The sequence below is a fragment of the Glutamicibacter sp. BW78 genome (assembly GCF_002332245.1).
Lineage (GTDB): Bacteria > Actinomycetota > Actinomycetes > Actinomycetales > Micrococcaceae > Arthrobacter_H > Arthrobacter_H rhombi_A.
The window spans coordinates 1-23,595 of the sequence record NZ_NRGU01000023.1; the positions used below are offsets into that span (position 1 = coordinate 1).

General features: G+C 63.9%; 20 protein-coding genes. 5 read left to right on the forward strand and 15 right to left on the reverse strand.

What is annotated here, in order from left to right; translation table 11 throughout:
- On the reverse strand, positions 1-777 hold a 777-nt coding region (locus CIK75_RS03415), incomplete at its 3' end, for a cbb3-type cytochrome c oxidase subunit I (protein WP_198962387.1).
- 127 nt (positions 778-904) lie between these two features.
- Positions 905-2,335 carry a replication-associated recombination protein A gene (locus tag CIK75_RS03420; protein WP_241895265.1) on the reverse strand — a complete coding sequence of 477 codons (1,431 nt, stop codon included), beginning with the start codon at positions 2,333-2,335 and terminating at the stop codon, positions 905-907.
- An 83-nt stretch (positions 2,336-2,418) separates the two neighbouring features.
- Between CIK75_RS03420 and dtd the strand changes: the two genes are divergently transcribed.
- On the forward strand, positions 2,419-2,859 hold the full coding sequence (dtd, locus tag CIK75_RS03425; protein ID WP_087000171.1) for a D-aminoacyl-tRNA deacylase: 441 nt from the start codon (positions 2,419-2,421) through the stop codon (positions 2,857-2,859).
- 40 nt (positions 2,860-2,899) lie between these two features.
- Here the strand turns inward: dtd and CIK75_RS03430 are convergent, their stop codons facing one another.
- From CIK75_RS03430 to hisS, 3 genes are all read right to left on the reverse strand, one after another.
- Entirely contained in the window at positions 2,900-3,817 is a 918-nt protein-coding gene (locus CIK75_RS03430; protein WP_096223222.1) for a hypothetical protein, read from the reverse strand.
- Between the two features lie 28 nt (positions 3,818-3,845).
- Positions 3,846-5,657: an aspartate--tRNA ligase gene (gene aspS, locus CIK75_RS03435; protein WP_087000163.1), complete on the reverse strand. Its 1,812-nt coding sequence runs from the start codon at positions 5,655-5,657 to the stop codon at positions 3,846-3,848.
- Between the two features lie 145 nt (positions 5,658-5,802).
- Complete coding sequence (gene hisS / locus CIK75_RS03440) at positions 5,803-7,140, reverse strand: histidine--tRNA ligase (protein ID WP_096223223.1); 1,338 nt, start codon at positions 7,138-7,140, stop codon at positions 5,803-5,805.
- A gap of 231 nt (positions 7,141-7,371) precedes the next feature.
- Between hisS and CIK75_RS03445 the strand changes: the two genes are divergently transcribed.
- Together CIK75_RS03445 and CIK75_RS03450 are read left to right on the forward strand one after the other, a co-directional pair.
- Positions 7,372-8,964, forward strand: a complete 1,593-nt coding sequence (locus CIK75_RS03445) for a DUF349 domain-containing protein (RefSeq protein WP_096223224.1) — start codon at positions 7,372-7,374, stop codon at positions 8,962-8,964.
- 140 nt (positions 8,965-9,104) lie between these two features.
- The gene (locus tag CIK75_RS03450; RefSeq protein WP_096223225.1) at positions 9,105-9,704 is read left to right on the forward strand and encodes a type IV toxin-antitoxin system AbiEi family antitoxin; all 600 of its coding nucleotides are present in this window, start codon (positions 9,105-9,107) and stop codon (positions 9,702-9,704) included.
- Positions 9,705-9,729: 25 nt separating this feature from the next.
- Here the strand turns inward: CIK75_RS03450 and CIK75_RS03455 are convergent, their stop codons facing one another.
- From CIK75_RS03455 to CIK75_RS03500, 10 genes are all read right to left on the reverse strand, one after another.
- Positions 9,730-11,958 (reverse strand): bifunctional (p)ppGpp synthetase/guanosine-3',5'-bis(diphosphate) 3'-pyrophosphohydrolase, encoded by a 2,229-nt coding sequence (locus CIK75_RS03455; RefSeq protein WP_241895272.1) that lies wholly within the window; start codon positions 11,956-11,958, stop codon positions 9,730-9,732.
- A 251-nt stretch (positions 11,959-12,209) separates the two neighbouring features.
- On the reverse strand, positions 12,210-13,217 hold the full coding sequence (gene secF / locus CIK75_RS03460) for a protein translocase subunit SecF (protein ID WP_086996805.1): 1,008 nt from the start codon (positions 13,215-13,217) through the stop codon (positions 12,210-12,212).
- A complete protein-coding gene (secD, locus tag CIK75_RS03465; protein WP_086996808.1) occupies positions 13,210-14,928 on the reverse strand; it encodes a protein translocase subunit SecD in 1,719 nt (572 codons plus the stop codon). The genes secF and secD overlap by 8 nt, the downstream gene beginning before the upstream one ends.
- A 93-nt stretch (positions 14,929-15,021) precedes the next feature.
- On the reverse strand, positions 15,022-15,438 hold the full coding sequence (gene yajC / locus CIK75_RS03470; RefSeq protein ID WP_241895266.1) for a preprotein translocase subunit YajC: 417 nt from the start codon (positions 15,436-15,438) through the stop codon (positions 15,022-15,024).
- 130 nt (positions 15,439-15,568) lie between these two features.
- A complete protein-coding gene (gene ruvB, locus CIK75_RS03475; RefSeq protein ID WP_096223227.1) occupies positions 15,569-16,645 on the reverse strand; it encodes a Holliday junction branch migration DNA helicase RuvB in 1,077 nt (358 codons plus the stop codon).
- A 9-nt stretch (positions 16,646-16,654) separates the two neighbouring features.
- Complete coding sequence (gene ruvA, locus CIK75_RS03480; protein WP_096223228.1) at positions 16,655-17,278, reverse strand: Holliday junction branch migration protein RuvA; 624 nt, start codon at positions 17,276-17,278, stop codon at positions 16,655-16,657.
- 110 nt (positions 17,279-17,388) lie between these two features.
- A complete protein-coding gene (gene ruvC / locus CIK75_RS03485; RefSeq protein ID WP_086996816.1) occupies positions 17,389-17,973 on the reverse strand; it encodes a crossover junction endodeoxyribonuclease RuvC in 585 nt (194 codons plus the stop codon).
- A 6-nt stretch (positions 17,974-17,979) separates the two neighbouring features.
- Complete coding sequence (locus CIK75_RS03490) at positions 17,980-18,738, reverse strand: YebC/PmpR family DNA-binding transcriptional regulator (protein WP_086996819.1); 759 nt, start codon at positions 18,736-18,738, stop codon at positions 17,980-17,982.
- A 2-nt stretch (positions 18,739-18,740) separates the two neighbouring features.
- The gene (gene pdxT / locus CIK75_RS03495; protein ID WP_096223229.1) at positions 18,741-19,418 is read right to left on the reverse strand and encodes a pyridoxal 5'-phosphate synthase glutaminase subunit PdxT; all 678 of its coding nucleotides are present in this window, start codon (positions 19,416-19,418) and stop codon (positions 18,741-18,743) included.
- Positions 19,419-19,546: 128 nt separating this feature from the next.
- On the reverse strand, positions 19,547-20,782 hold the full coding sequence (locus CIK75_RS03500; RefSeq protein WP_241895267.1) for a CapA family protein: 1,236 nt from the start codon (positions 20,780-20,782) through the stop codon (positions 19,547-19,549).
- Between the two features lie 51 nt (positions 20,783-20,833).
- Here CIK75_RS03500 and CIK75_RS03505 point away from each other — a divergent pair, with 51 nt between their 5' ends.
- Positions 20,834-22,855, forward strand: a complete 2,022-nt coding sequence (locus CIK75_RS03505; RefSeq protein WP_096223230.1) for a M3 family metallopeptidase — start codon at positions 20,834-20,836, stop codon at positions 22,853-22,855.
- The gene (locus CIK75_RS03510) at positions 22,852-23,562 is read left to right on the forward strand and encodes a GNAT family N-acetyltransferase (protein WP_096223231.1); all 711 of its coding nucleotides are present in this window, start codon (positions 22,852-22,854) and stop codon (positions 23,560-23,562) included. Before CIK75_RS03505 ends, CIK75_RS03510 begins: the two co-directional genes overlap by 4 nt.
- The last annotated feature ends 33 nt before the right edge of the window (positions 23,563-23,595 follow it).

The following is a 23,595-nucleotide window of genomic DNA, read 5'->3' on the forward strand; positions in this document are numbered from 1 at the left end:
GAAGAGGTGTTGCCACAAGATCGGGCCACCGGCGTCGGGGTCGTAGATATGTGCACCGAATCGTCGGTCGGCACCGAGGGCAAAGAGGGCGGCAGCCAATGGGGGGAAGGCCATGAGGATCAGCAGCGAAGTGATCAGGGCGTTCCAGGTGAAGATCGGCATGCGCCACATGGTCATCCCCGGGGCGCGCAGACAAATCACGGTCGTGATGAAGTTGACCGCACCCAGGATGGTGCCGAAGCCCGACAGCGCCAGCCCGAAGACCCAGAGGTCACCACCGACACCCGGACTGAACGTGGTGTTCGACAGTGGGGCGTAAGCGAACCACCCGAAGGCCGCGGCACCTTGCGGGGTGATGTAGCCGGCCATGGCAATGGTGGAACCGAAGAGGAAGAACCAGAAGGCCAGGGCATTCAGTCGGGGGAAGGCAACGTCGGGGGCACCCAGCTGCAGGGGCATGATGACGTTGGTGAAGCCGGCGAACAGCGGGGTGGCGAACATGAGCAGCATGATGGTGCCGTGCATGGTGAACAGCTGGTTGTACTGTTCCTTGGTCTGCATGATCTGCATACCCGGTTCCCACAACTCGGAACGCATCAACAGCGCCATGATGCCGCCGATGCAGAAGAAGGTGAACGAGGCGATCAGGTACATGTAGCCGATGACCTTGTGGTCGGTGGAGGTAATCCACGTGACGACGATGCGTCCCTTGGACACCGGCACAACCCGCGGGGCGAGGACCGTCGTCTCGTCGGTGGCGTATTCGTAGGTAGCCAAGGAACCCTCCTATCGGCACAAGCTCGATTCCGCCCGTCCCCCTGCCGGCCAAGCGGCCTTGGGGCCAGTGTGGCACCTACTCGTCGGTAGTAGAAGGGTTATTGTTCCCACGCTTCGCCCGGTGGCCTCAACGTCCGCGGATGATCCTGCGGATCCGCTGCAACCTTTCACCGATACCGCGTTCGCTGCCATTGGCCGTGGGCGCATAGTAATCGCGACCCACCAGATCATCGGGGGCGTACTGCTGTTCGGCAATCGAATGCGGGGCATCATGCGAGTAGACGTACCCCTTGCCGTGGCCGAGTTGTCCTGCGCCGGGATAGTGCGCATCACGCAGATGGACAGGGATCCCCTCGCCGCGGCCGGCCCTCACATCGGAAATTGCTGCGTTGATCGCCTGATAGGAAGCATTGGATTTGGGGGCGGTTGCCAGATGGACCACCGCTTGGCCCAGAATGATTCGCCCCTCGGGCATGCCGATCAGTTGTACCGCCTGGGCCGCAGCGACCGCGCTCTGCAGGGCCGTCGGGTCGGCCATGCCGATGTCCTCTGAGGCACTGATCATGATTCTGCGGGCAATGAAGCGCGGGTCCTCCCCCGCCTCGATCATTTTCGCCAGATAGTGCAACGAGGCATCCACGTCGGACCCGCGGATGGATTTGATGAACGCACTGATCACGTCGTAATGCTGGTCCCCGGCCCGGTCGTAACGCTGGACGGCAGCATCCATGGCCCGCTCCGCGTGGGAAGTATTCACGGGGATCGGTGAGGGAGCCCCTTCCCTCTCCTGGTCCGGGACAGCGCCGTCGTTCGCCGACGAATCATCGTTCCCGCTGGCTTCGCCCCAGGCAACACCGGCTGCCGCTTCCAACGCCGTTAACGCGCGCCGGGCATCTCCCCCACTGAGCCGGACCAGATGATCCAGTGCCGCAGGTTCCAGGGACACGGTCCCGTCCAGCCCGCGGGGGTCCTCCACGGCGCGGAGAACGAGATCGCGAATGTCCTCTTCTTCCAGAGGCTGCAACGTCAGCAGCAGGGAACGTGAGAGCAGCGGGGAAATCACCGAGAAGGACGGGTTCTCGGTGGTGGCGGCGATGAGGACCACCCACCGGTTCTCTACTCCCGGTAGCAGGGCGTCCTGTTGGGCTTTGGTGAAGCGGTGGATCTCATCCAAGAACAATACGGTGGTGATCCGGTTCAGATCCCTGTCAGTCAACGCCCGGTCCATAACCCGGCGGACGTCTTTGACCCCCGCGGTGATGGCGCTGAGTTCAACGAAGCGCCGCCCCGGAGCCCGGGCAATGACATGGGCGATCGTGGTCTTACCGGTTCCCGGTGGGCCCCAGAGGATGACGCTCGCCGGACCGGAGGGGCCTGGACCATCGACCCCAGCCAGTTGACGCAGCGGCGATCCGGGTTTGAGTAGATGTTGCTGTCCAACCAGTTCCGCCACCGTCTGCGGACGCATACGTACTGCCAGGGGCGGCCGTGGACGGGAGGAACCGTGGCCTGGCTCGTCCTCGGAGTCGTCATCCAGTGGACTCAACAAATCGTTCACCCATCCAGCCTAGTCCCCGCACGCCGGCGCCCCGGGGACCGCTACGGTTGATGGGTGATGTCGTACGAGCGAAGGGCAACGGTGTGAAGGCAGTCGTACAACGGGTCAGCAAGGCCTCGGTTGAGGTCCGAGGCCAGGAAGTCGCAGCCATCAACGAACCCGGGCTGATGGTGCTGCTGGGCGTTACGGGCACCGACACCGCAGCGGAGGCGGCGACCCTGGCGTCAAAGATCTGGCGTCTGAGGATGCTCGAGGAGGAAAAGTCCTGTTCCGATATCGACGCACCATTGCTGGTGGTCAGCCAATTCACCCTCTACGGTGAGGTACGCAAGGGGCGCAGACCAGGCTGGTCGGCTGCGGCACCACGGGCGATCAGCGAACCGCTCTATGAGGAGTTCATGGCCACTCTTCGCGCCCTCGGCGCACGGGTCGAGCACGGGGTCTTCGGCGAGCAGATGGATGTTTCCCTCGTGAACTCCGGCCCCTTTACCCTCGTGGTCGATACGACGGATCTGCCCGGTTGATCACCACGGTGGACCGTGACCGCCCGGGACGAGCATCGACCTAAGAACCGGCAGTGTCAGCCACGGAGGCCGCGTCGATTTTCCTCATGACTAGTGAGCGCTGGTGTTCCAGGGCCCTGTCGGCACCAGCAAGCTGACTCGGGCGGCATCTGGCGCCCGTGACACCCAAAAACAGCAGCCACACCACGCCCGTCATGATGGCGAAAACGGAGAACCATTCCCCGGACACCATCGCAGGAACACCCACCAATACACCCCAAGCCACCGCGGCGGCCAGCCAGGCGAAGCGGTTCCTGCGGACGGAACGTCGGATGGAGGGCCGGTGCCCTGTCGCCAAACGTGCCGCATGGATTTCATGGTTGTCAGCTGAGCCGACAGGGTGGTTGGACGCTGCCGCTGCGGGCCCGACGGATTGTTCCCGGGCCACCGCTGCACGGGCCTCGGCCGCGGTGAAGCAGTAGCGTCCGCGCAGCAAGGACTCGACCCGGTGGAACCACGTCGCCGAGCCCCAACCAGCCTCATCGGCCAGTCGACGTCCGGCCCCGTCCCCGAGGATGATACCGAACGTCAGGATCAGGGATCCGGCCACGGGCAGTACCCAGTTCGGTGGGCCGGGGAACACATTCTCGGGCAGCTGGCTGACCAGCGTGATTCCGCCGGCCAGCAGGATCACCGCAAGGATCCCCAACACCACCGAAAGCGAGAGTCGTCCCCGGGTCCGTCCGGTCCAGGCAGCATAGGCCAGCCCCAAGGCGACGGTGACCACCGGGAAGAGCAGCACCGCCGGTCCGCTGAAGGACGGCTGGGTCCAGCCGTCCCCGAACCCCATGCGCACACCGAGAATCACGATCATGATGCCCACGCTGACGATCAGCAGCTGGACGAGGCCGCGGCCGGTAGAGGCCAGACGGTCCCCGTCCAGGACAGCTGCGATCCGCTGATCGGCGGTGATTTTCATGGGGCTCTTCCGGGCCGGCAGCTTCGGGCTAGGAGGCGTCGGTCGCCGACTCGTCCTTTTGCTCCGCCTTTTCGGCCTTCTTCGGCTCGGGCTTCGCGTCGACGCCGGCCTCCTTGCGCTGCTGCGCGGTAATCGACGCCGGGGCCTGGGTCAGCGGGTCGAATCCGCCGCCGGTCTTCGGGAAGGCGATGACGTCGCGGATCGAATCGGTACCGGTGAGCAGCTGCACCACACGGTCCCAGCCGAAGGCGATGCCGCCATGGGGCGGGGCACCGTATTTGAAGCCGTCCAGCAGGAAGCCGAACTTCGACTGCGCGGATTCCTCATCCAGACCCATCATCTTGAAGACGCGTTCCTGGACATCGCGCTGGTGGATACGGATGGACCCGCCGCCGAGCTCATTGCCGTTGCAGACAATGTCATAGGCGTAGGAGAGGGCGTTCTCCGGGTCCTCATCGAAGGTGTCCATGAATTCAGGCTTCGGGGAGGTGAAGGCGTGGTGCACAGCGGTCCACTGCCCGGCACCGACGGCGACATCGCCGGAGGCCACGGCTGCTGCCGCGGATTCGAACATCGGGGCGTCCACGATCCAGACGAAGGCCCAGTCGCCTTCCTTGATCAAACCGGTGCGGTGCCCAATCTCCACACGGGCCGCGCCGAGTAGTGCCCGTGATTCGGAAGCCGACCCGGCGGCGAAGAAGATGCAGTCCCCGGGGTTGGCGCCAACAGTGGTGGCAAGGTTCTCCCGCTCGACATCGGTCAGGTTCTTGGCCACGGGCCCGGTCAGTGAACCGTCCTCCTGGACCAGGACGTAGGCCAGACCCTTGGCACCGCGCTGCTTGGCCCATTCCTGCCAGGCGTCCAAGGTCCGGCGCGGCTGCGAAGCCCCGCCGGGCATCACTACGGAACCGACGTAGGGTGCCTGGAAGACCCGGAAGGTGGTGTCCTTGAAGAAATCCTTCAGCTCGGTCAGTTCCAAACCGAAACGCAGATCCGGTTTATCCGACCCGTACTTCTGCATCGCGTCGGCGTAGGTCATCCGGGCGATGGGGGTGGGCACCTCCACGTCGATGAGGTTCCAGACGGCGCTGACGATCTTTTCGCCCAGGGCGATGATGTCATCCTGCTCCACGAAGGAAGCTTCGATATCCAGCTGGGTGAATTCCGGCTGGCGGTCGGCCCGGAAGTCCTCATCACGGTAGCAACGGGCAATCTGGTAGTACTTCTCGAAACCACCGACCTGGAGTAGCTGCTTGAACAGCTGCGGGGACTGCGGCAGCGCATACCAGGAGCCGGGTGCCAGACGGGCCGGCACCAGGAAGTCGCGGGCGCCTTCGGGGGTGGAACGGGTCAGGGTCGGGGTTTCGATCTCGACATAGCCCTGGTCGTGCAACAGTTCACGGGCCGCCCGGTTGACCTCGGAGCGCAGGCGGATGTTCGCGTGGGGGCCCGGACGGCGCAAGTCCAGGTACCGGTGGCGCAGACGTGCCTCCTCGCCGACCTCGACGTGCTCGTCGATCTGGAACGGCAGCGGCGCCGAGGTGTTCAGGACGACGACGGAGTCCGCCAGCACCTCGATCTCGCCGCTGGCGAGGGCAGGATTCTCGTTTCCGTCGGGGCGACGTTCGACCGTCCCGACGATCTGCAGGACGAATTCGTTGCGCAGGGAGTGGAAGTCGGCTTCGTCGCGGACCACGATCTGGGCCACACCCGAGGCATCGCGCAGATCCAAGAAGGCAACCCCTCCATGGTCCCGGCGGCGGGCTACCCAACCGGCCAGGGTGACGGATTGTCCGATGTGTTCGGCCCTGAGCGTGCCCAAGTCGTGAGTGCGCAGCACTGAAGTCCTTTCGAGGGGTTCCTCGCGTGCTCCCAGGGGTCCCCGGGCCCGGCACGCGTTGGTTCAATTACGGGTATTGATCGAGTTTACCGGCAGTGACGGGCCCCCCGGCAACCTGGAGCGGTGGCCGGGGCGCCCTGAACGGTCAGGAGGTGGTGATTCCCGGCTGCAAGTCTTCGATTGGAGGCGTCCATGCCTGCGGGTCGGCCACCACCTGCTCGCCGGAACGAATGTCCTTGACCTCGTGGGTGCCTTCCTCCGAGATGAACCAGACGTAGGGGATCCCGCGTCGATCCGCATAGCGGATCTGCTTACCGAACTTCTCTGCCCGCGCGGCGACCTCCACCGCAATACCGCGTTCGCGCAGAGCGGCGGCAACATCCTGGGCGGGGTACCAGGAAGCGTCGTCGTTCAGGGCGACGAGCACGGCGCTGGGAACGTCCCGGGTAGCCTTCAGGCCACCGTCGGCGAGCATCCGGGAGACCAGTCGACTAACACCGATGGACAGGCCGACGCCGGGGAAAGTGCGGTTGCCCTTGGAGGCCAACGATTCATAACGGCCGCCGGAGCAGATGGAACCGAGCTTTTCGTGACCGACGAGCACCGTTTCGTAGACGGTGCCGGTGTAATAATCCAGACCCCTGGCAATCGACAGGTCTGCCACGACCCGGCCGGGGGCCCGGCTGGTGGCGACGTCGATGACTTCGGCCAATTCGTTCAGGCCCTCTTCAAGCAGTTCGTGCTCCACCCCCAGCGCCCTGACCTGTTCAACGAAAGAGGTGTCGGTGGTGCGGATGGAGGCCAAAGCCAAAGCGGCACGGGCTTGCTCTGCGGTGGTGCCGATGTCATTGATCAGGGCCTCAGCCACCTTCTCGGGGCCGATCTTCTCGAGTTTGTCGATGCTGCGCAGGACGCCGGCGGTATCTTCTATCCCCAGGCCGAGGTAGAAGCCCTCGGCTAGTTTGCGGTTGTTCACCCGCACGGTGAAATCACCGATCGGCAGCTCGCTGAGCGCGTCGGCAATGACCAGGGCCAGCTCTACGTCGTAGCGGAAGGGCAGCGCTCCGTCGCCGACGACGTCGATATCCGCCTGGGTGAATTCACGGAACCTGCCATCCTGGGGGCGTTCCCCGCGCCAGACCTTCTGGATTTGGTATCTGCGGAAAGGGAACGCCAGGTGCCCGGCGTTCTCCACCACGTAGCGGGCGAAGGGCACGGTCAGGTCGAAGTGCAGAGCCAGCGCGTTGGGGTCGGCACCGGTGGCCTCGCCGTCGTCGTTCTGGAGCCGGGAGAGTCCGTAGACCTCCTTATCGATTTCGCCTTTGCGCAGCAGCTGCCCCACGGTTTCCACGGCCCGGGTTTCAATATTGCTGAACCCATGGAGTTCAAAGCTGCGCCGCAGGCTGTCCAGAACATGGAGCTCCACGAGGCGTTCGTTGGGTAGCCACTCGGGGAAACCTGACAATGAGGCCTTGCGTGCCATAGGGGTGAAGACTCCTTCGCGGGGATGGTGGGATGCTGCCCTCACGGATGGCGTCGCAACGGCGTGCGTGGGTCCGGGAGGTAACCGCACGATTCTATGCCGTTCGATGCCGCCATCGCGACCCGGTCCGCGGCAAACTACCTTGTTGCAGCACTGACTCGGTAGAGTTACGGGGGAAACACAGGGTTCCGGGGAACTTCCGGACCGACTCCGAACGAAAGAGTTTTAGCGGTGAACAGCTCCACGCAATCCGACGACAACGCAGGCCAGCCCGACGAGTCAACCAGCGGCGCGCCAGTAGGCACCCCCGAGCAAGCCTCCGAGCAGCAAGCCACGGCGCAGGAAGCGCCGATCCCCGAACCCGAAACGGCGGCACCCCAAGCTCCTGAGGCCGAAACCGAAACCCAGGAAGCCTCGGCGGACGACGCGTCCCCGAAGTCGACGGCGGCTCCCAAGCCGACGGCCTCCCCGCGCCCGGTCCCCACCCCCGCTGCCATGCCCCGTCCGCCGGCAGGACCACAATCCGCCAAGGCGGCCCCGGTGGTCCCCGCTCCCCCGGCCTATAGCAGCGATCTCGACGAAGCAGCGAAGTTCAGCCGCGTCACCGATGACGGCCATGTCTTCGTCATCGTCGAGGGCGAAGAATTCCCCGTCGGCCAGTACCCTGACGCCACACCTGCCGAAGCGCTCGCCTATTTCGTGCGCAAACACGACGACGTCGTCAGCCAGCTGTTGCTGCTGGAACAACGCGTGGCCGCCCACGCCCCCTCGACGGATATGAATAAGACTCTCGACCACCTGCAGCAGCTGGTCACCGAACGGATCATGGTCGGGGATTTGGTGGCCCTGCAGACCCGTTTGGACGCTGCCCGTCAGGAAGTCGCCGAGCGCCAGAAAGCGGAACGCAAGACGCAGGAAGAGAACCGGGCCCGCGAATTGGCGGCCCGGGAGGCGATCGTCGTCGAAGCCGAGGAACTCGCCGCCCAGGACCCGGCCACTGTCCAATGGAAACAGGGCAGCAACCGGATGAACGAGCTCTTCGAGCTGTGGAAGACAGCCCAGAAGAACGGTCCTCGTCTGGGCCGTTCCACCGAAGATGGCCTGTGGAAGCGATTCCGTGGGGCCAGGACCACCTTTGACCGTCACCGTCGTGCTTTCTTCTCGCGACTTGATGCGGATAACTCCGAAGCCAAACGCGTCAAGGAAGATTTGATCTCCCGCGCCGAAGCCCTCTCGGGTTCTACCGACTGGGGACAGACCGCAGGTGAATACCGCCGGCTGATGGATGAGTGGAAGGCCTCCAAGCGGGCCTCCCGTAAGGACGACGACGCCCTCTGGGCTCGCTTCCGCGCCGCCCAGGACGTCTTCTTCAACGCCCGTTCGCAGGCCAACGAGGAGCTGGACCAGGAATTCGAGGAGAACCTCACCGTCAAGGAGAAGATCCTCGCCGAGGCCCGCGCGCTGCTGCCGATCAAGGATCTGGCAGCTGCCAAGAAGGCCTTCGAACCGATCCGAGATCGGTGGGAGGCTGCCGGCAAGGTGCCGCGTTCGGCCATGCAACGCATGGAAGGCGGGATGCGCACGGTCGAGGATGCCCTGCGTGGCGCCGAGGATGAGAAATGGCGCCGCTCCAACCCGGAGACCAAGGCCCGCTCCAACAGCATGCTCACCCAACTCGAGGACACCATCGCCGAGCTGGAGTCCGAACTCGAAACCGCTCGGGCTTCGGGGGACGACCGCCGGATCAAGAAGGCGGAGGAAGCCCTGTCGGCCCGTCGCGCCTGGTTCGAAACACTGCAGGAATCTGCTCAGGACTTCGAGTAGGCTCCCACGCGTAGCTAGCGCCTCGTGACCCCGGGCGGTTTCCGAGGCACCAGGACGGAACGCTGAAGGGCCGGGCACCAGTATCCACAGACTGGTACCCGGCCCTTTTGTTCTCGGTAGCCCTTTGCCACAGTTGGTTCATGATCGATCCCACCGAGGCAACCCACGGCACCGTGCTCCTGCAACCGGGCAGACCCTTCGCCACACCAGAGCTGATGGTGCTCTCGCATGAGGGGGTTATCCGTCAGGTACTGCCCGGAACCTTCGTCTGCTCCGTCGTCGAGGACACCCCGGGGTTACGCGCCACCGCGGTGGCCACCCTCGCCGGCCCACGGCTCCTGGAGGTCGCCGTCATCGGGCGGCTGACTGCGGCCTGGGTCCATGGTTTCCACCCGGCACCGGACACCCTTGAACTGCTGGTCTCCAGGTTCCACCGCATCCCGTTGCACCGTGGTCAGGTGCGGCTGGCGCTCCATGAGTGCGTGCTCGAGCCGACGGAGGTCGATGAACGTTTCAGGATGCCGGTGACAACACCGATCCGCACGGGACTGGATCTTGCCTTCCATAGTGAACCGGCAGTGGCGCGCCGGGTCATCAGCCGCCTGATCGCTGCGCGCAGCGGTGCCTGCACTCGGGATGAACTGTTGGCCGCCATCGAAGCCACAGGGCGCCGACCTGGCAAACGTGCGGCCTGGGATCTGGTCCAGGGGTTGCCGTCGCTGGCTGCCGTGCCCCGATGAGGTTCCGGGCACCCACCGTCCCCGCCTATTTGCGGCGTCGCCCTTCGGAGGTCCGGTAGACGTCGTAGACACCATCGATCCTTCGGACCGCGTTCAAGACGTGATTCAGATATTTGGGATCACCCATCTCGAAGGAGAACCTGGAGGTCGCTACCCGGTCCTTGCCGGTCACCACACTGGCCGAGAGAATGTTGACCTGATTATCCGAGAGCACCTTGGTGACATCGGAGAGCAACGATTTTCGGTCCAGCGCCTCAGCTTGGATCTCCACGAGGAACACGCTGGATTGTGTGGGAGCCCACCTGACGTCGACCAGCCGTTCGGCCTGATCGCCCAGCGCCTGCAGATTCGCGCAGTCAGCGCGGTGCACCGAAATCCCCGAACCCCGGGTGACGAAACCACGGATGGCATCCGGTGGCACCGGTGTGCAGCAGCGGGCCAGTTTGGCCATCACATCCCCTGCCCCGGCGACCACCACCCCGGCATCATGGGTCTGTCGTGTGGTGCCGGGGGTGAACGAGGGGGTCTCGTCGAAGTCGGCTTCATGCGGGTGGGTCGGCCCCACCAGGGCCTGCAGATGTTCGATGACGTTCTGTGCCGAGGTGTGCCCGTCACCTACCGCCGCGTACATGGCGGCGATATCGGAATGCCGCAACTGCTGCGCGACGGCGGTGAGCGTATCGTGCGTCATCAGTTTTTGCAGCGGCAAGTTATTCTTGCGCAGCGCCTTCGTGAGCTGGTCCTTGCCCTTATCGATGGCCTCTTCGCGGCGTTCCTTGGTGAACCATTGGCGGATCTTGTTCCGTGCCCGCGGACTCTTGACGAACCCCTGCCAGTCCTGGCTGGGGCCGGCGCCTTCGGCCTTGGAGGTGAAGACCTCCACCCAGTCCCCGTGGTGAAGTTCGCTGTTCAGGGGGACGAGTTTGCCGTTGACCCGGGCGCCGATGGTGCGGTGGCCGACCTCGGTGTGGACGGCGTAGGCGAAGTCCACGGGAGTGGACCCGGCAGGAAGGGCCATCACCTCGCCCTTGGGGGTGAAGACGAAGACCTCTGCCGCGTTGATCTCGAAGCGCAACGAGTCCAAGAACTCGCTGGGGTCACGGGTTTCCTGCTGCCAGTCCATGACACTGCGGAGCCAGTTGAGGTCCTGACCGTCCTGGCCGACGGCCTTGGTTTTGGCGGCACCCGACTTGTACTTCCAGTGGGCGGCGATCCCGTATTCGGCCCGCCGGTGCATGTCGTGGGTGCGGATCTGGATCTCGATGGGTTTTCCATCGGGCCCCACGACGGTGGTGTGCAGCGACTGATACATATTGTATTTCGGCATCGCAATGTAGTCCTTGAAACGCCCGGGCAGGGGGTTCCAGCGGGCATGCAGGGTACCCAAGGTTGCATAGCATTCGCGCACGGAATCGACCAGAACGCGGACACCCATCAGATCGTGGATGTCGTCGAACTCCTTCCCGCGCACCACCATCTTCTGGTAAATCGAATAATAGTGTTTGGGCCGGCCGGTAATGGTCGCCCGGATGCGGGCCTGATGCAGGTCCTCGCCGATCAGCGTCCGGACGGTTGAGAGGTACTTTTCCCGTTCCGGGGTCCTGTCCCCCACCATGCGGACAATTTCCTCATAGACCTTCGGGTGCAAGGCCGCGAAGGAGAGGTCCTCAAGTTCCCATTTGATCGTGTTCATGCCCAGCCGGTGAGCCAGAGGGGCGAAGATTTCCAGGGTTTCGCGGGCCTTCTTGGCACTGGACTCGGGTGAGACGTAGCGCCAGGTTCTGGCGTTATGCAGTCGGTCGGCGAGTTTGATCAGCAGGACCCGAATGTCACGGGCCATGGCAATGACCATTTTGCGAACTGTTTCGGCTTGGGCTGCGTCACCGAACTGGACCTTGTCCAGCTTGGTGACCCCATCGACGAGCATGGCTACCTCGTCACCGAATTCGCGGGCCAGGTCCTCCAATGAATAGTCGGTATCTTCGACCGTGTCATGGAGCAATGCCGCCGCGAGCGTGCTTCCGGTCATGCCCATTTCGGCCAGAATGGTGGCGACGGCCACCGGATGGGTGATGTAGGGATCGCCGCTTTTGCGTTTCTGATTCTCATGGCAGCGTTCGGCCACGGTGAAGGCACGAGTGATCAGATCCAGATCCTCGCGCGGGCTATTCGCCCTCACGGTACGTAGCAAGGGCTCCAGGATGGGCGGCTGTCCCGAGGTACTGCGACCGGCGAAACGGGCCAGCCGTGACATGGTCCCTCCGCGGCGGCGGGCTGCCGGCGGCGGTGTCGCCGGCTCCGCCGGCTGATCGGCCGCGTCGTTCGCTGCCCGGGCTGTGGGTTCCGCCATGGCAGGTCCTCTCGCTGTACCCGGTTCGCACTACGCTTCCGGGGCCTGGGTGACGGGGAGGCCACGAGCAGCTAACCGCCCGTGGCCCCTCCGTTCCTCAAGGTTATAGCACCCGCGGGCCTCTGCCGTCACTTTGGCGTCCCGGGGATGACGAGTCAGCCGGCGGTGGCCGCCTGGGAATGCAGGTCTGCCCCGCGTTTGGCCAAAACCTTCTTATTGTGTTCGCGCACATCGGCCTCACCGTGACGCAGGACAGCGTAGAGCGGTGCCTGGATGAAGACGGTGCACAAGGTGCCCACGATGATGCCGACGAACAGTGCCAACGAGAGGTCCTTCAACGTGCCGGCCCCCAAGAGGTAGGAACCGATGAACAGGATCGAGCCCACCGGGAGCACGGCGACGACCGAGGTGTTGATTGACCTGACCAGTGTCTGGTTCACCGCGAGGTTGATGTGCTCAATATAGGTCCGATCCGTTTGTTCGAACGTATGCGCGGTGTTTTCCCGGATCTTGTCGAAGACCACCACGGTGTCATAGAGCGAATAACTCAGGATCGTCAGGAAGCCGATGATCGCACTGGGGGTGACTTCGAAGCCCGAGAGGGCGTAGATCCCGGCGGTGATGATCACCACCGTGAACAACCCGATGATTGCTGCCAGCGACATCTTCCAGGTGCGGAAGTACACCGCCATCAACAGGGCTACCAGAACGACGAACGCGATCAGGCCCAACAGTGCCTGTTTGGACACGTCGGCGCCCCAGGAAGGCCCCACGAAGGAGGAGGTCACCTCGGAGTCGGAGACCCCATAGGCATCCGCCAAGGCGTCACCGGCCTTGAGGGTCTGCTCGTTGGTCAGTCGCTCGGTCTGGACCCGCATGGTGTTGGCGGCGATGTTCGTGACGGTCGGCGCGTGGTCGGGGGCGATGGCCTTGATGGCCTCTTCGCCGACCTTGGGGTCGGTGTGTTTAACTTGCGAGATCGTGAATTCGGATCCACCGCTGAACTCGATGCCCAGGTTGAATCCGCCCTTGGCGATCGGAAGGATGATCGAGGCCAGGACCAGCACGGCAGCAATGGAAAACCAGAGTTTGCGTTTGGCGATGAACGGGTAGGACTTCTTACCCGTATAGAGCTCGTTGCCCCATGTTGCGAGATTAGGCATTATCGTCTTCCTTCGTCGCGACTGACTGGGAGTCCGTGGACCGCGATGCGGCTTGCTTACGTTCGGCGATGGTCTGCCGTCGGACGGCTTCCTTGGAGGCACCGGCATTTCGTTTGGCCGCGCTGGGTGTCGGTCGGAATTCCCTGATCCGTCCGGCCCCCTTATAGAGCGGTTCGGCGCCCAAGAGCGACGGATCCAAACCGGAGAGGCGGTGTCCTTCGCCGAAGAACCGGGTTTGGGCCAGAATCTGCAGCATGGGGTGGGTGAACAGGAACACGACGATGAGGTCGGCGATCGCTGTCAGGCCCAGGGTGAAGGCGAAGCCCTTCACGTTGCCCACGGCCACGACATAGAGCACGACGGCGGCCAACAGGTTGACCGCCTTGGAGGCGATGACCGTCTGTTTGGCGCGCTTCCACCCGGTTTCCACGGCTGACGGCAGACTTCTGCCATCACGGAGTTCGTCACGGACCCGCTCGAAGTACACGATGAACGAGTCCGCTGTGAGTCCGATGGCGACGATGATGCCGGCAATGCCGGCCAGGGAGAGCCGATAGTTTTGCGCCCACCCCAGTAGGACGATGGCCAGATAGGTCAGCACGCCCGCCACCAGGAGGGAAACGATGGTGACCAGACCCAGCAGGCGGTACTGGAAGAAGGAGTAGACAGCGACCAGGGCCAAACCGATGATGCCGGCGATCAGGCCCATCCGCAGTTGGTCGGAGCCCAGGGTCGCAGAAATCTGTTGGTCGGACTGAATCTCGAAGCTGATCGGAAGTGCACCGTACTTGAGCTTCTCGGCGAGAGCCTTGGAGGATTCCTCGGTGAAGTTGCCACTGATTTCCGCTTTGCCGTTGCCGATCTGCGCATTGGCGGTCGGGGCGGTGAGGACTTGGCCATCCAGGACGACGGCGAATTGGTGCTGGGGTCCCTGCATGGCAACCAGACGTTTGGTGACTTCACCGAACTTCTTGGCACCATCCGAGTTGAACTCGAGGTTGACGACCCATTTGCCGGTGTTGAACCCCTGATCTGAGGTCGACATCCCTGAGGTGGCATCGGCGATATCGGTTCCGGGAATGGCGACGGGCCCCAAAATGTATTTGGCCTGCTGGTTGGGATCGCAGGAAATCATCGGAACGTCGGGATCGCCGTTCTCGATATTGGACTTCGTGGTTTCATCCGCGCAGTCGTAGGCCTCGAACTTCTTCATCAACTTGGCGTCGATCCAGTTCTCATCCGAGCCGTTCTTCGGCTTGGCCGTGGGCTGGGGCAGGTCGGCCTTCTTGGTGCGCTCAGCCTTGGGGGTGGCCTCCCACGTACCAGCAGCGATCACCGGGCGGAACTCCATGTTCGCCGAGGCTTGGATCAGTTCGCGGGTCTTTTCATCCGGGGATCCCGGCATGGAGACCACGACGTTGCGACCCGACTGGGTGGTGATCTCCGCTTCGGAGACACCGGAACCGTCAACACGCTGGCGAATGATCTTCACCGCTTGATCCAGCTGTTCCTGGTTGATCTCCTGGTCCCCTTGGACCTTCGGGGACAGGATCATCTGTGTGCCGCCCTCCAAGTCCAGGGCAAGCTTCGGGGAGAAGGTCGATTGCTGGGTTGCGACGCCGCTGATCAACACTGCCGAAAGGGCGATGATCATGATGCCGAGCCACAACAGCGCGCGGCGCGCGTGTTTGATCGGGCCAGTGTTCTTCATTATGGGACTTCCTGCTCAAGACGTCGCTCAAGGACGTCGGAGTACGGCAGAACGCGGCGTCGGCCCCCAGGGGAGGCCGACGCCGCGATGCATCTAGTCGTTCGGGTTCTTGCCTTCGCCATCAAGCCGGCGCAGGGTCTCCTCGGGAGTTTCTCCGGCGGGTGCCTCGGCATCGTCCATCGGGACACCGGCGTCATTGCCTGACTCAGCGACGGGAACGACCTTGGCGATGGCCTGGGCGTGGACCGTGGCGGTGGTTCCGGGGGAGATTTCCAGAATGACCTTATTATCGTCGGTGTCGATCCCCACCACCGTTCCGAACAGGCCGAAGTTGGTCATCACTTCGGAGCCAACGCTCAGCTGCGAACGCAGCTCTTGCTGCTTCTTCTGCGCCTTCTTGCGTCCGCGGAACATCATGAAGATGAGGAACGCAAAAGCCAAAATGAGGATCAGGGTCATCGGGTCGAAGCCCGCGGGCTGACCCGCCTGAGCGAATACGGTGGAGGTCAAGAGTTACTACCTGTTTCTGTTCCGGGGACTTCCGCGCACGTTTTCGACAACGTCCACGGAGGGCAAGACACTATTGTATAGGCCTATTCTGGACGTTCCGTGACTGTTGGCCCCTTCCCGGCATGACGCATCAGCTGGCTGAGGGGTTCTCCGTGGAGTCCTGACGGCCGAATTGGCCGCCCGGGGTATCGTATTGAACCGCTTGGGCCGGCACGGCCAACCCCAGATGTTCCCAGGCGGCCGGCATGGCGATTCGCCCGCGTGGCGTGCGCCCCAGGAGGCCCTCCCGCACCAGGAAAGGCTCGGCAACGGTCTCCACCGTTTCCATTTCCTGTCCCACGGCGATGGCCAGGGTCGACAGGCCCACCGGTCCGCCACCGAACTTGGTGCACAGGGCTTCAAGGACGTTGCGGTCCATCCGGTCCAGCCCCCTGGAGTCGACCTCATACATGTCCAGTGCCGCGGAGGCGGTCCGGGCGTCGATCTGCTCAATCCCGTGGACCAGAGCCCAGTCACGGACACGGCGGAGCAGGCGGTTGGAAATACGGGGTGTTCCCCGCGAACGCAGGGCAATCTCGGCGAAGGCAGCGGAATTAACTGACATATCCATGAGCATCGCTGAACGCCGCAACACCAATTCGAGTTCCTCGGTCGCGTAGAACTCCAAATGTCCGGTGAAGCCGAACCGGTCGCGTAAGGGCCCGGGCAGCAGGCCGGCGCGTGTGGTGGCCCCGACGAGAGTGAAGGACGGGATTTCCAGGGGGATCGCCGTGGCCCCTGCCCCCTTGCCCACAACAATATCCACCCGGAAGTCCTCCATGGCCATGTACAGCATTTCTTCGGCTGGACGGCTCATGCGGTGGATCTCATCCAAAAATAGCACCTCGCCTTCGGTCAGCGAGGAGAGGATGGCTGCCAGGTCCCCGGCATGTTGAATGGCGGGACCGGAGCTGATGCGCAGCGGGGCGTTCATTTCTGCTGCGATGATCATGGCCAACGTGGTCTTGCCCAGCCCTGGGGGGCCGGAGAGCAGAACATGGTCGGCTGCCCGTTCGCGGATCCGCGAGGCTTCCAGGACCAGGGATAGTTGTTGCCTGACCCGGGGTTGGCCCACGAAGTCATGGAGGTTCTTCGGGCGCAGTGCCGACTCGAGCGCCCGCTCCTCCGGCTCCGAGGTGGAGGCGGTGATCTGCTGGTTCTCGGTCATGGTTCTAGCCTATCGCCCGCCGGTTGAGGCGCCACGACCGAGATCGCGCAACACGGATTTGAGGATGGTGCCCACCTGGCCGGTGGCCACGAGCCCGGGTTCGGCCTTCTCGGTGGCCACCACCGCCTTTTCGGCATCCTTTTCCGACCAGCCCAACCCGGTCAAGGCCTGGAGCACCTGGTCCTTCCACGCCGGCAGGGCGGTACCCTGCGGTGTCGTGGTGGATTCGCCCGTGGGCGTGAGCTTTCCGGCCAACTCCAGGACGATGCGTTGGGCCCCCTTGGGTCCGATTCCAGGAACCCGGGAAAAAGCCTTGGCGTCCCCGTCCGAGGCGGCCACCCTGACGTCTTCGGGAGTATGGGCCGCCAAAACCGCCAACGCCAGCCGCGGACCGATCCCTGCCACGGAGAGCAGGACCTCGAAGACTTCGCGCTCCCCCGCTTCGGCAAATCCGAAGAGCGTCATCGAGTCCTCGCGGACCACCATCGAGGTGTGGACTACTGCCTCTCGGCCCACGTGCAGCCCGGACAGGGTCTGCGGGGTGGCCTGGATGAGCATCCCGAAACCTGAGACCTCAATGACGGCACTGTTGAGGGCCACGTGGCTCACCACACCCTTAAGCGAACTGATCATTAAAAGACTTCCTCCGGCGTCGTCCTGGTATCGGCGACCGCAACACGGCATCCGAACATATCTACGAATACCTTACCTGCTGGCCTATGATTCCGGGCCCAGCGACTCGGTTAGCCTCGTTGACGTGTTGCTGCCTCGGCGGCAGCCCAGGCTCGTTGCGCCGGGGTCAAACCGCTGGAACCGGCAGTCACGCCGGTGGAGGCCTGCGAGCCGGGGGCCGCACCGCGCCACCCGTGCGTAATGGCCAAGGCGGCGGCATCGGCGGCATCGGCAGGTTTGGGTGGCTCGGCGAGGCGAAGGATCTTCGCCACCATCTTGCCCACGGCTGCCTTGCTCGCCTGTCCGCTTCCGGTGACAGCGGCCTTCACCTCGGTCGGTGTATGCAAGGCGACCGGGATGCCGCGACGGGCTGCGGCGACAATGACGATCCCCGAGGCCTGCGCGGTGCCCATCACCGTGCTGACATTGAGCTGGCTGAAGACCCGTTCGACGGCGAGGACGTCGGGGCAATGCTGGTCCAACCACGCGTCGATGCCTTCGGCAATGGCCAGAAGGCGCTGATCCAAGGGGGTGTCCGGGGACGTGCCGACCACCGTGACATCAACCAGGGAAGCCCGCCGGTTGGGTTCGACGTCGACCACGGCCAAACCACAACGGGTCAGTCCCGGGTCGACGCCGACCACACGCAACGCCATGGGGTGCTAGTCGTCCTCTTCGAGTTCGGCCATAACCTCATCGGTGAGGTCGGCATTGGAGTACACGTTCTGCACATCGTCGAGTTCTTCGAGGGCATCGGCAAGCTTGAGGAACTTACGTGCCGCTGCTGCGTCGATCTGGACCTGCATGGACGGTACGAACTCGACCTCATCGGATTCGTACTCGATGCCGGCCTCCTCCAACGCCTTGATCACGGACTGCAGGTCAGTCGGTTCGCAATGGACCTCAAAGCTGTCCCGGGATTCCTTGACTTCTTCGGCACCGGCGTCGAGCACTGCCATCAGCAGGTCATCTTCGGTCAGCTCGTTCTTCGGCACCGAGATCACGCCCTTGCGGGTGAACATATAGGCCACCGAACCCGGGTCCGCGACGGTCCCACCACTGCGGGTGATGGCCAGGCGCACCTCGGAAGCGGCCCGGTTCTTGTTATCGGTCAGGCACTCGATGAGCAGCGCAGAGCCTTGAGGTCCGCGTGCTTCGTAGATGATCTCGGCATAGTCGATGACCTCGCCGGTCAGTCCGGCACCGCGTTTGACGGCCCGGTCGATATTGTCGTTCGGCACCGAGGTCTTCTTCGCCTTGGCAACGGCGACCTCCAAGCCAGGGTTGCCTGCCATATCGGCGCCACCGGCGCGGGCTGCGACCTCGATGTTCTTGATGAGCTTGGCAAACGACTTCGCGCGCTTGGCGTCGATGGCCGCCTTCTTATGCTTGGTGGTTGCCCATTTGGAGTGGCCTGACATGCTTACGCTTCTCCCTTGATCAGCTGGATGAACAGTTCGTGGATCCGGCGCTCCCCCGTGACTTCCGGATGAAAGGATGTCGCCAACAGAGATCCCGAACGTACTGCAACGATTCTACTGTCCGTTCCCGGATCCGTGCCCGATAGCCCCGGCGGCACGTGGACGGAGGCCAAAACTTCGACCCCTCCACCCACCGATTCGACCCATGGCGCCCGAATGAACACCGCATGCACCGGTGCTGCCCGTCCCGCGCCATCCCGTGCGGTGTTCTCCTGGCGATCAGGCAGTCCTTTGAAGTCCAGATCCGTCTCGAAAGACTCGACTTGGCGGCCGAAAGCGTTGCGTCGCACGCTCATATCGATGCCACCGAAACTCTGCTGCGACACACCTTGGCGATCCGTGGCGGGGTCCAGAATCCGGTCAGCCAACAAAATCAGTCCGGCACAGGAACCGAAAACGGGGAAGCCGTCGGCAATTCGTTCCTTCACCGGTCCGGCCAGGCCGAACATCCGCGACAGCTTATCGATGGTGGTCGACTCGCCACCGGGAAGAACCAGACCATCGAGCCCCGTGAGTTCTTCGGCGCGGCGGACCGGAACCGCACGGGCGCCGGCGTCTTCCAACGCGGCCACGTGTTCACGGACATCACCTTGCAGTGCCAGAACACCGACAGTGGGCATCTAAGACGGCCTTTCCCTAAAGGATCCAGGATTCACACCGTGTGACGCGGCGGAAGAATGGGACGCTTCAGCATAGTTCCCCTCGACCGTCCGCCCCACCGTGCAGGACACGAGGACCCACGTCGACGTCATTTGGTGTCATCGGGCTGCCAGGGGCCTGCCCCGTCCGCATCGGCGCCCAAGCTATTGACCGTCGAACGGGTCCGTTTCAACGAGGCAGCGTCTTCGGCGGCCGTCGTACACGGGGTCTTTGCCGGCAGGGCACACCAGCGCACCGGATCCTGGGCCATGATGTGTCCTGCCCAGCGCGGGGCCGCGGTCTTCCAGTGATCGCCCTTCTTCACGAAACTGAACTTCAGGCTCAGGCCTTCCCGGTTCACCGCCAGATCGGTCGCGTGGGAGGACACCGAATTTCCCAGGCCGTAGGCAATCCACACGCCACCTCTTTTTTCCAGCGGCAGGACCGAATGCGTATGGTGCGAATAGACAGCGTCAAAGGCCCCGCTATCGGCCAGTCTGTGGGCGATGCCCTGTTGTTCTGCCGTGGGGCGTGTCGAATATTCTTCGCCGGCATGGAAACCGGCCAACACGACGTCGGCGCCCGCCTGCCGGGCCTTCTTCGCCTGGGCGATCATCTTCTCGGTATCGATCAGGTCGACCCTCCAGGGGGTATCGGCGCTCAACCCGTTGAGCCCGTAGGTCCCCGCCACGACCCCGACCCGGATTCCACCGGTCTCAAGGATCAGCGGCTGCTTGGCCTCCGCTGCACTGCGGTACGTCCCGGTATGCTCCAGCCCGGCCCGATCCATCGCGTCCAGGGTCCGTTTCACCCCTGCAGTGCCGCCATCGACGGCATGATTGGTGGCGGTGGTACAGGCGTCATAACCGGTGGAGGCCAGAGCAGGCAGGATCTGCGGAGGCACCACGAAGGAGGGGTACCCGCTATAGGGCCCCTGGTCCGTACCGACCGGGGTCTCCAACGAACAAATGGCCAGATCGGCATCTGCCAGGTAGGGCCGAAGCCCTGAAAGCAGCGGGACGAAGTCAGGTTCCGCGGCCGAGCCGTCGGCCCTGGCCTGTTCCCAGAGCGGCGGGTGGAGCAGGACGTCGCCGGTGACCATCACCGAAACCTCTTCGGCGGACGACGGCGTCGGGCTCGGTACGGTGCTGGCTGGCTCTTTCGTCGGGGTCTGAGTTTGGCTGGGACCCATGGTCTGGGCCGACGACCCGCCAGGGGTTGCTCCCCCGCCGGCTGGGCTGGATGAATCGGCGGCGGAACAACCGGAAATCAGCAGCAAACAGGCCATGAGCGGGACAAGCCGGCCCAGGGCCCGGTGACGGGTCGGCCATGAAGTGGGGTTCATCCCACGATGTTATGCGTCGCGTCCTGCCTCCAGGTGTGAAAAACTGCCTTCATGACGAATCCTCTGCTCAGCAAAAGTCCGCTGCCATTCGAAATGCCCGCGTTCGACATCCTGACGGCCGAGCATTACGTCGAAGCAGTCAGACACGGTATCGCCGAGCAACTGGCTGCCATCGCCACCATGACGTCCTCCGGCGAGGAACCCACGTTCGGCAATACCACCGAGGCGTTCGAGGCCAGCGGCGAAACCCTGCGTCGGGCGGTGATGGCATTTTCCAATGTGAGGCCTTCCCACGGAACCGAAGACATCGTGGAAGTGGACGCCGAAATCCAAGCGCTGCTGACCGAACACCAGGACACGGTCCACCTCGACGCACAGCTCCACTCCCGGCTGGCTGCCGTGGAGGCCAGCGGAGGCCTGAACGGTGAACAGCAGCGCCTCAGTTCCGAAACACTGCGCACGTTCAGCCAGGCGGGGGCAGGCCTCGACGATGCCGGCAAGGAGCGCCTACGGGCCCTGAACGCGGAAATCTCCGCCCTTTCGACCCGCTATGGCACGCTGTTGCTGGACGGCATGAATGATGCCGCAGTGCTCTTCGAGTCCGCCCAGGAACTCGAAGGCCTCTCGGAGGCAGAAATCGCGTCGGCGTCCCGTGCGGCTACGGCAGCAGGACACCAGGGTGGTTATCTGCTCACGCTGGTCCTCCCGACCCAACAGCCTGCCCTGGCCCGGCTCGAACGTGAAGAGTCACGGCGCAGATTATTCGAGGCATCGACCCGACGCGGGCAGGACGGGCAGAACCGGACCCTGGACTTGGGGGCTTCGATGGCGCGTCTGCGCGCTGAACGTGCAGCCCTGTTGGGCTATGAGCATCACGCGGCCTACGTATTGGAAGGCCAGACCGCCCCGTCGGTCGAGGCGGTGCGTGAGCGCTTGGCCGGGCTGATCCCCGGCGCCCTGGCCAACGCCGCGACCGAGGCCCAGACCATGGCCGAGCTGGCCGGCCGGGAGATCGCCCCCTGGGACCGCGCCTACTATTCGGCCCGGGTCCAGCGAGAGAAATATGCTGTGGACGCCGCGGCCCTGAAGCCCTGGTTCGAACTGGACCGAGTCATCCACGACGGGGTTTTCGCCGCAGCCACCCGGCTCTACGGGGTCACCTTCTCCGAACGCCATGACCTGCCCGTCTACCACCCGGAAGTCAGGGTCTGGGAAGTCACCGACGCCGATGGCAGCACGCTGGGATTGTTCCTCGGCGATTACTTCGCCCGTCCCACCAAATCCGGGGGCGCCTGGATGAACAGCATCCGCGACGGGGCCTCGTTCTTCGACGAGCTTCCCGTGGTGACCAATAATCTCAATATTCCTGCTCCGGCCGACGGACAGCCCGCACTGGTGACCCTCGACGAGTGCCGCACCCTCTTCCACGAATTCGGCCACGCCCTCCATGGGCTGTTCGCCAACGGGATCTACCCCTCTTTGGCTGGGACTTCGGTACCGCGAGACTTCGTCGAGTATCCCTCGCAGGTCAATGAAATGTGGCAGTTCGACACCGATCTGATCAGCGAATATGCCCGCCACATCGATACCGGCGACCCCCTGCCTGCCGGGGCCCTGCAGAAAATCCAGGACGCACAACTCTGGGGTGAGGGTTTCTCCACGACCGAATACCTGGCGGCAGCACTCTTGGATCTGGAGTGGCATTCCCTGGCCGCCGGAGAGGACCCGGGTGACCCGGTGGAATTCGAGGACCGGGTCCTGCGCGAAGCAGGGTTCTCCCCCGAGGTCATCGTCCCGCGCTACCGCACCGGCTACTTCAAGCACATCTTCGATGGCGGCTATTCCGCCGGCTACTACTCCTATATCTGGAGTGAAGTACTCGATGCCGACACGGTGGAATGGTTCACCGAAAACGGCGGTGGGACCCGGGCCAACGGCGACCGGTTCCGCAACGAACTTTTGGCCCGGGGCAATACCCGGGACCCGCTGGAGTCCTATACGGCCTTTCGTGGGCGCGAAGCCCGTTTGGCGCCGCTGCTGGTGCGCCGCGGACTCGCTGCTGCAGCACGGTGAGCACTATTGCCGGCGCACAACGCGCCTTCGCCGACTGGCATCGAACGTTAGCTGCGGCCACCGGTGGCCGGGAGTTCTCCACGCACGGGTGCCAATGGGTTTGGCAACCCACACGAGCCCGGCTGGTCCTGCTCTTCCCCACCCGCCCCGACGCCTCGGGGCTGCGCCCCGGTTTGGCAGAGGGAACGCGTTTGGGGGCGCGTGAGGTCCACGTCTTCCTCAACGCTGCAGCCCGTGATGGTGCTCTGACCGAGTTGGGTTTCCGTGACGCGCCACCACTTTTCTGGCATGGCGGTTCACCGGCGGACGTGGCGGCAGCGAGCAGCGATGCCCAACCGTGGAAGGGAAGCATCGACCTGTCCTCCGAGCTCCCCGAAGCCACCGGGGCTGACCGGGAAGAAATGGCGGTCCTCCAGCCGGGCCGCCGGATTGAACATGCCGTCGCCCGAGGTGCCGATGGGACACTCTCGGGGCGGGGCTTCGCCCAGTTGCACGACGGCGGGGACCTCTCCATCCAGTCTCTGGAGGTAGGGCCTTCCTGGCGGCGCCAGAGGGCGGGAACCGCCATCCTGGATGCCTTGGTCCAACGCCTCGACTCCGAGGAAGGCAAGGGCCAGGTATTGGCGGCGTCTACCCCCGGCGCCTCGACCTTCTTCCGCACCAATGGTCTGGAGCTGCTGGGCAAGGGACGCCATCTGGTCCAGTAGAAAACACGAACGGCTGGCCACTCTCCAGGAGTG

What these genes read in the sequence shown, in the direction of transcription:
- CIK75_RS03430 (WP_096223222.1), bottom strand. Translation starts at nt 3,817, where the DNA reads ATGAAAATCACCGCCGATCAGCGGATCGCAGCTGTCCTGGACGGGGAC.
- hisS (WP_096223223.1), bottom strand. Translation starts at nt 7,140, where the DNA reads ATGGCACGCAAGGCCTCATTGTCAGGTTTCCCCGAGTGGCTACCCAAC.
- CIK75_RS03450 (WP_096223225.1), top strand. Translation starts at nt 9,105, where the DNA reads ATGATCGATCCCACCGAGGCAACCCACGGCACCGTGCTCCTGCAACCG.
- CIK75_RS03455 (WP_241895272.1), bottom strand. Translation starts at nt 11,958, where the DNA reads ATGTCACGGCTGGCCCGTTTCGCCGGTCGCAGTACCTCGGGACAGCCG.
- secF (WP_086996805.1), bottom strand. Translation starts at nt 13,217, where the DNA reads ATGCCTAATCTCGCAACATGGGGCAACGAGCTCTATACGGGTAAGAAG.
- secD (WP_086996808.1), bottom strand. Translation starts at nt 14,928, where the DNA reads ATGAAGAACACTGGCCCGATCAAACACGCGCGCCGCGCGCTGTTGTGG.
- ruvB (WP_096223227.1), bottom strand. Translation starts at nt 16,645, where the DNA reads ATGACCGAGAACCAGCAGATCACCGCCTCCACCTCGGAGCCGGAGGAG.
- ruvA (WP_096223228.1), bottom strand. Translation starts at nt 17,278, where the DNA reads ATGATCAGTTCGCTTAAGGGTGTGGTGAGCCACGTGGCCCTCAACAGT.
- ruvC (WP_086996816.1), bottom strand. Translation starts at nt 17,973, where the DNA reads ATGGCGTTGCGTGTGGTCGGCGTCGACCCGGGACTGACCCGTTGTGGT.
- CIK75_RS03490 (WP_086996819.1), bottom strand. Translation starts at nt 18,738, where the DNA reads ATGTCAGGCCACTCCAAATGGGCAACCACCAAGCATAAGAAGGCGGCC.
- pdxT (WP_096223229.1), bottom strand. Translation starts at nt 19,418, where the DNA reads ATGCCCACTGTCGGTGTTCTGGCACTGCAAGGTGATGTCCGTGAACAC.
- CIK75_RS03500 (WP_241895267.1), bottom strand. Translation starts at nt 20,782, where the DNA reads ATGAACCCCACTTCATGGCCGACCCGTCACCGGGCCCTGGGCCGGCTT.
- CIK75_RS03505 (WP_096223230.1), top strand. Translation starts at nt 20,834, where the DNA reads ATGACGAATCCTCTGCTCAGCAAAAGTCCGCTGCCATTCGAAATGCCC.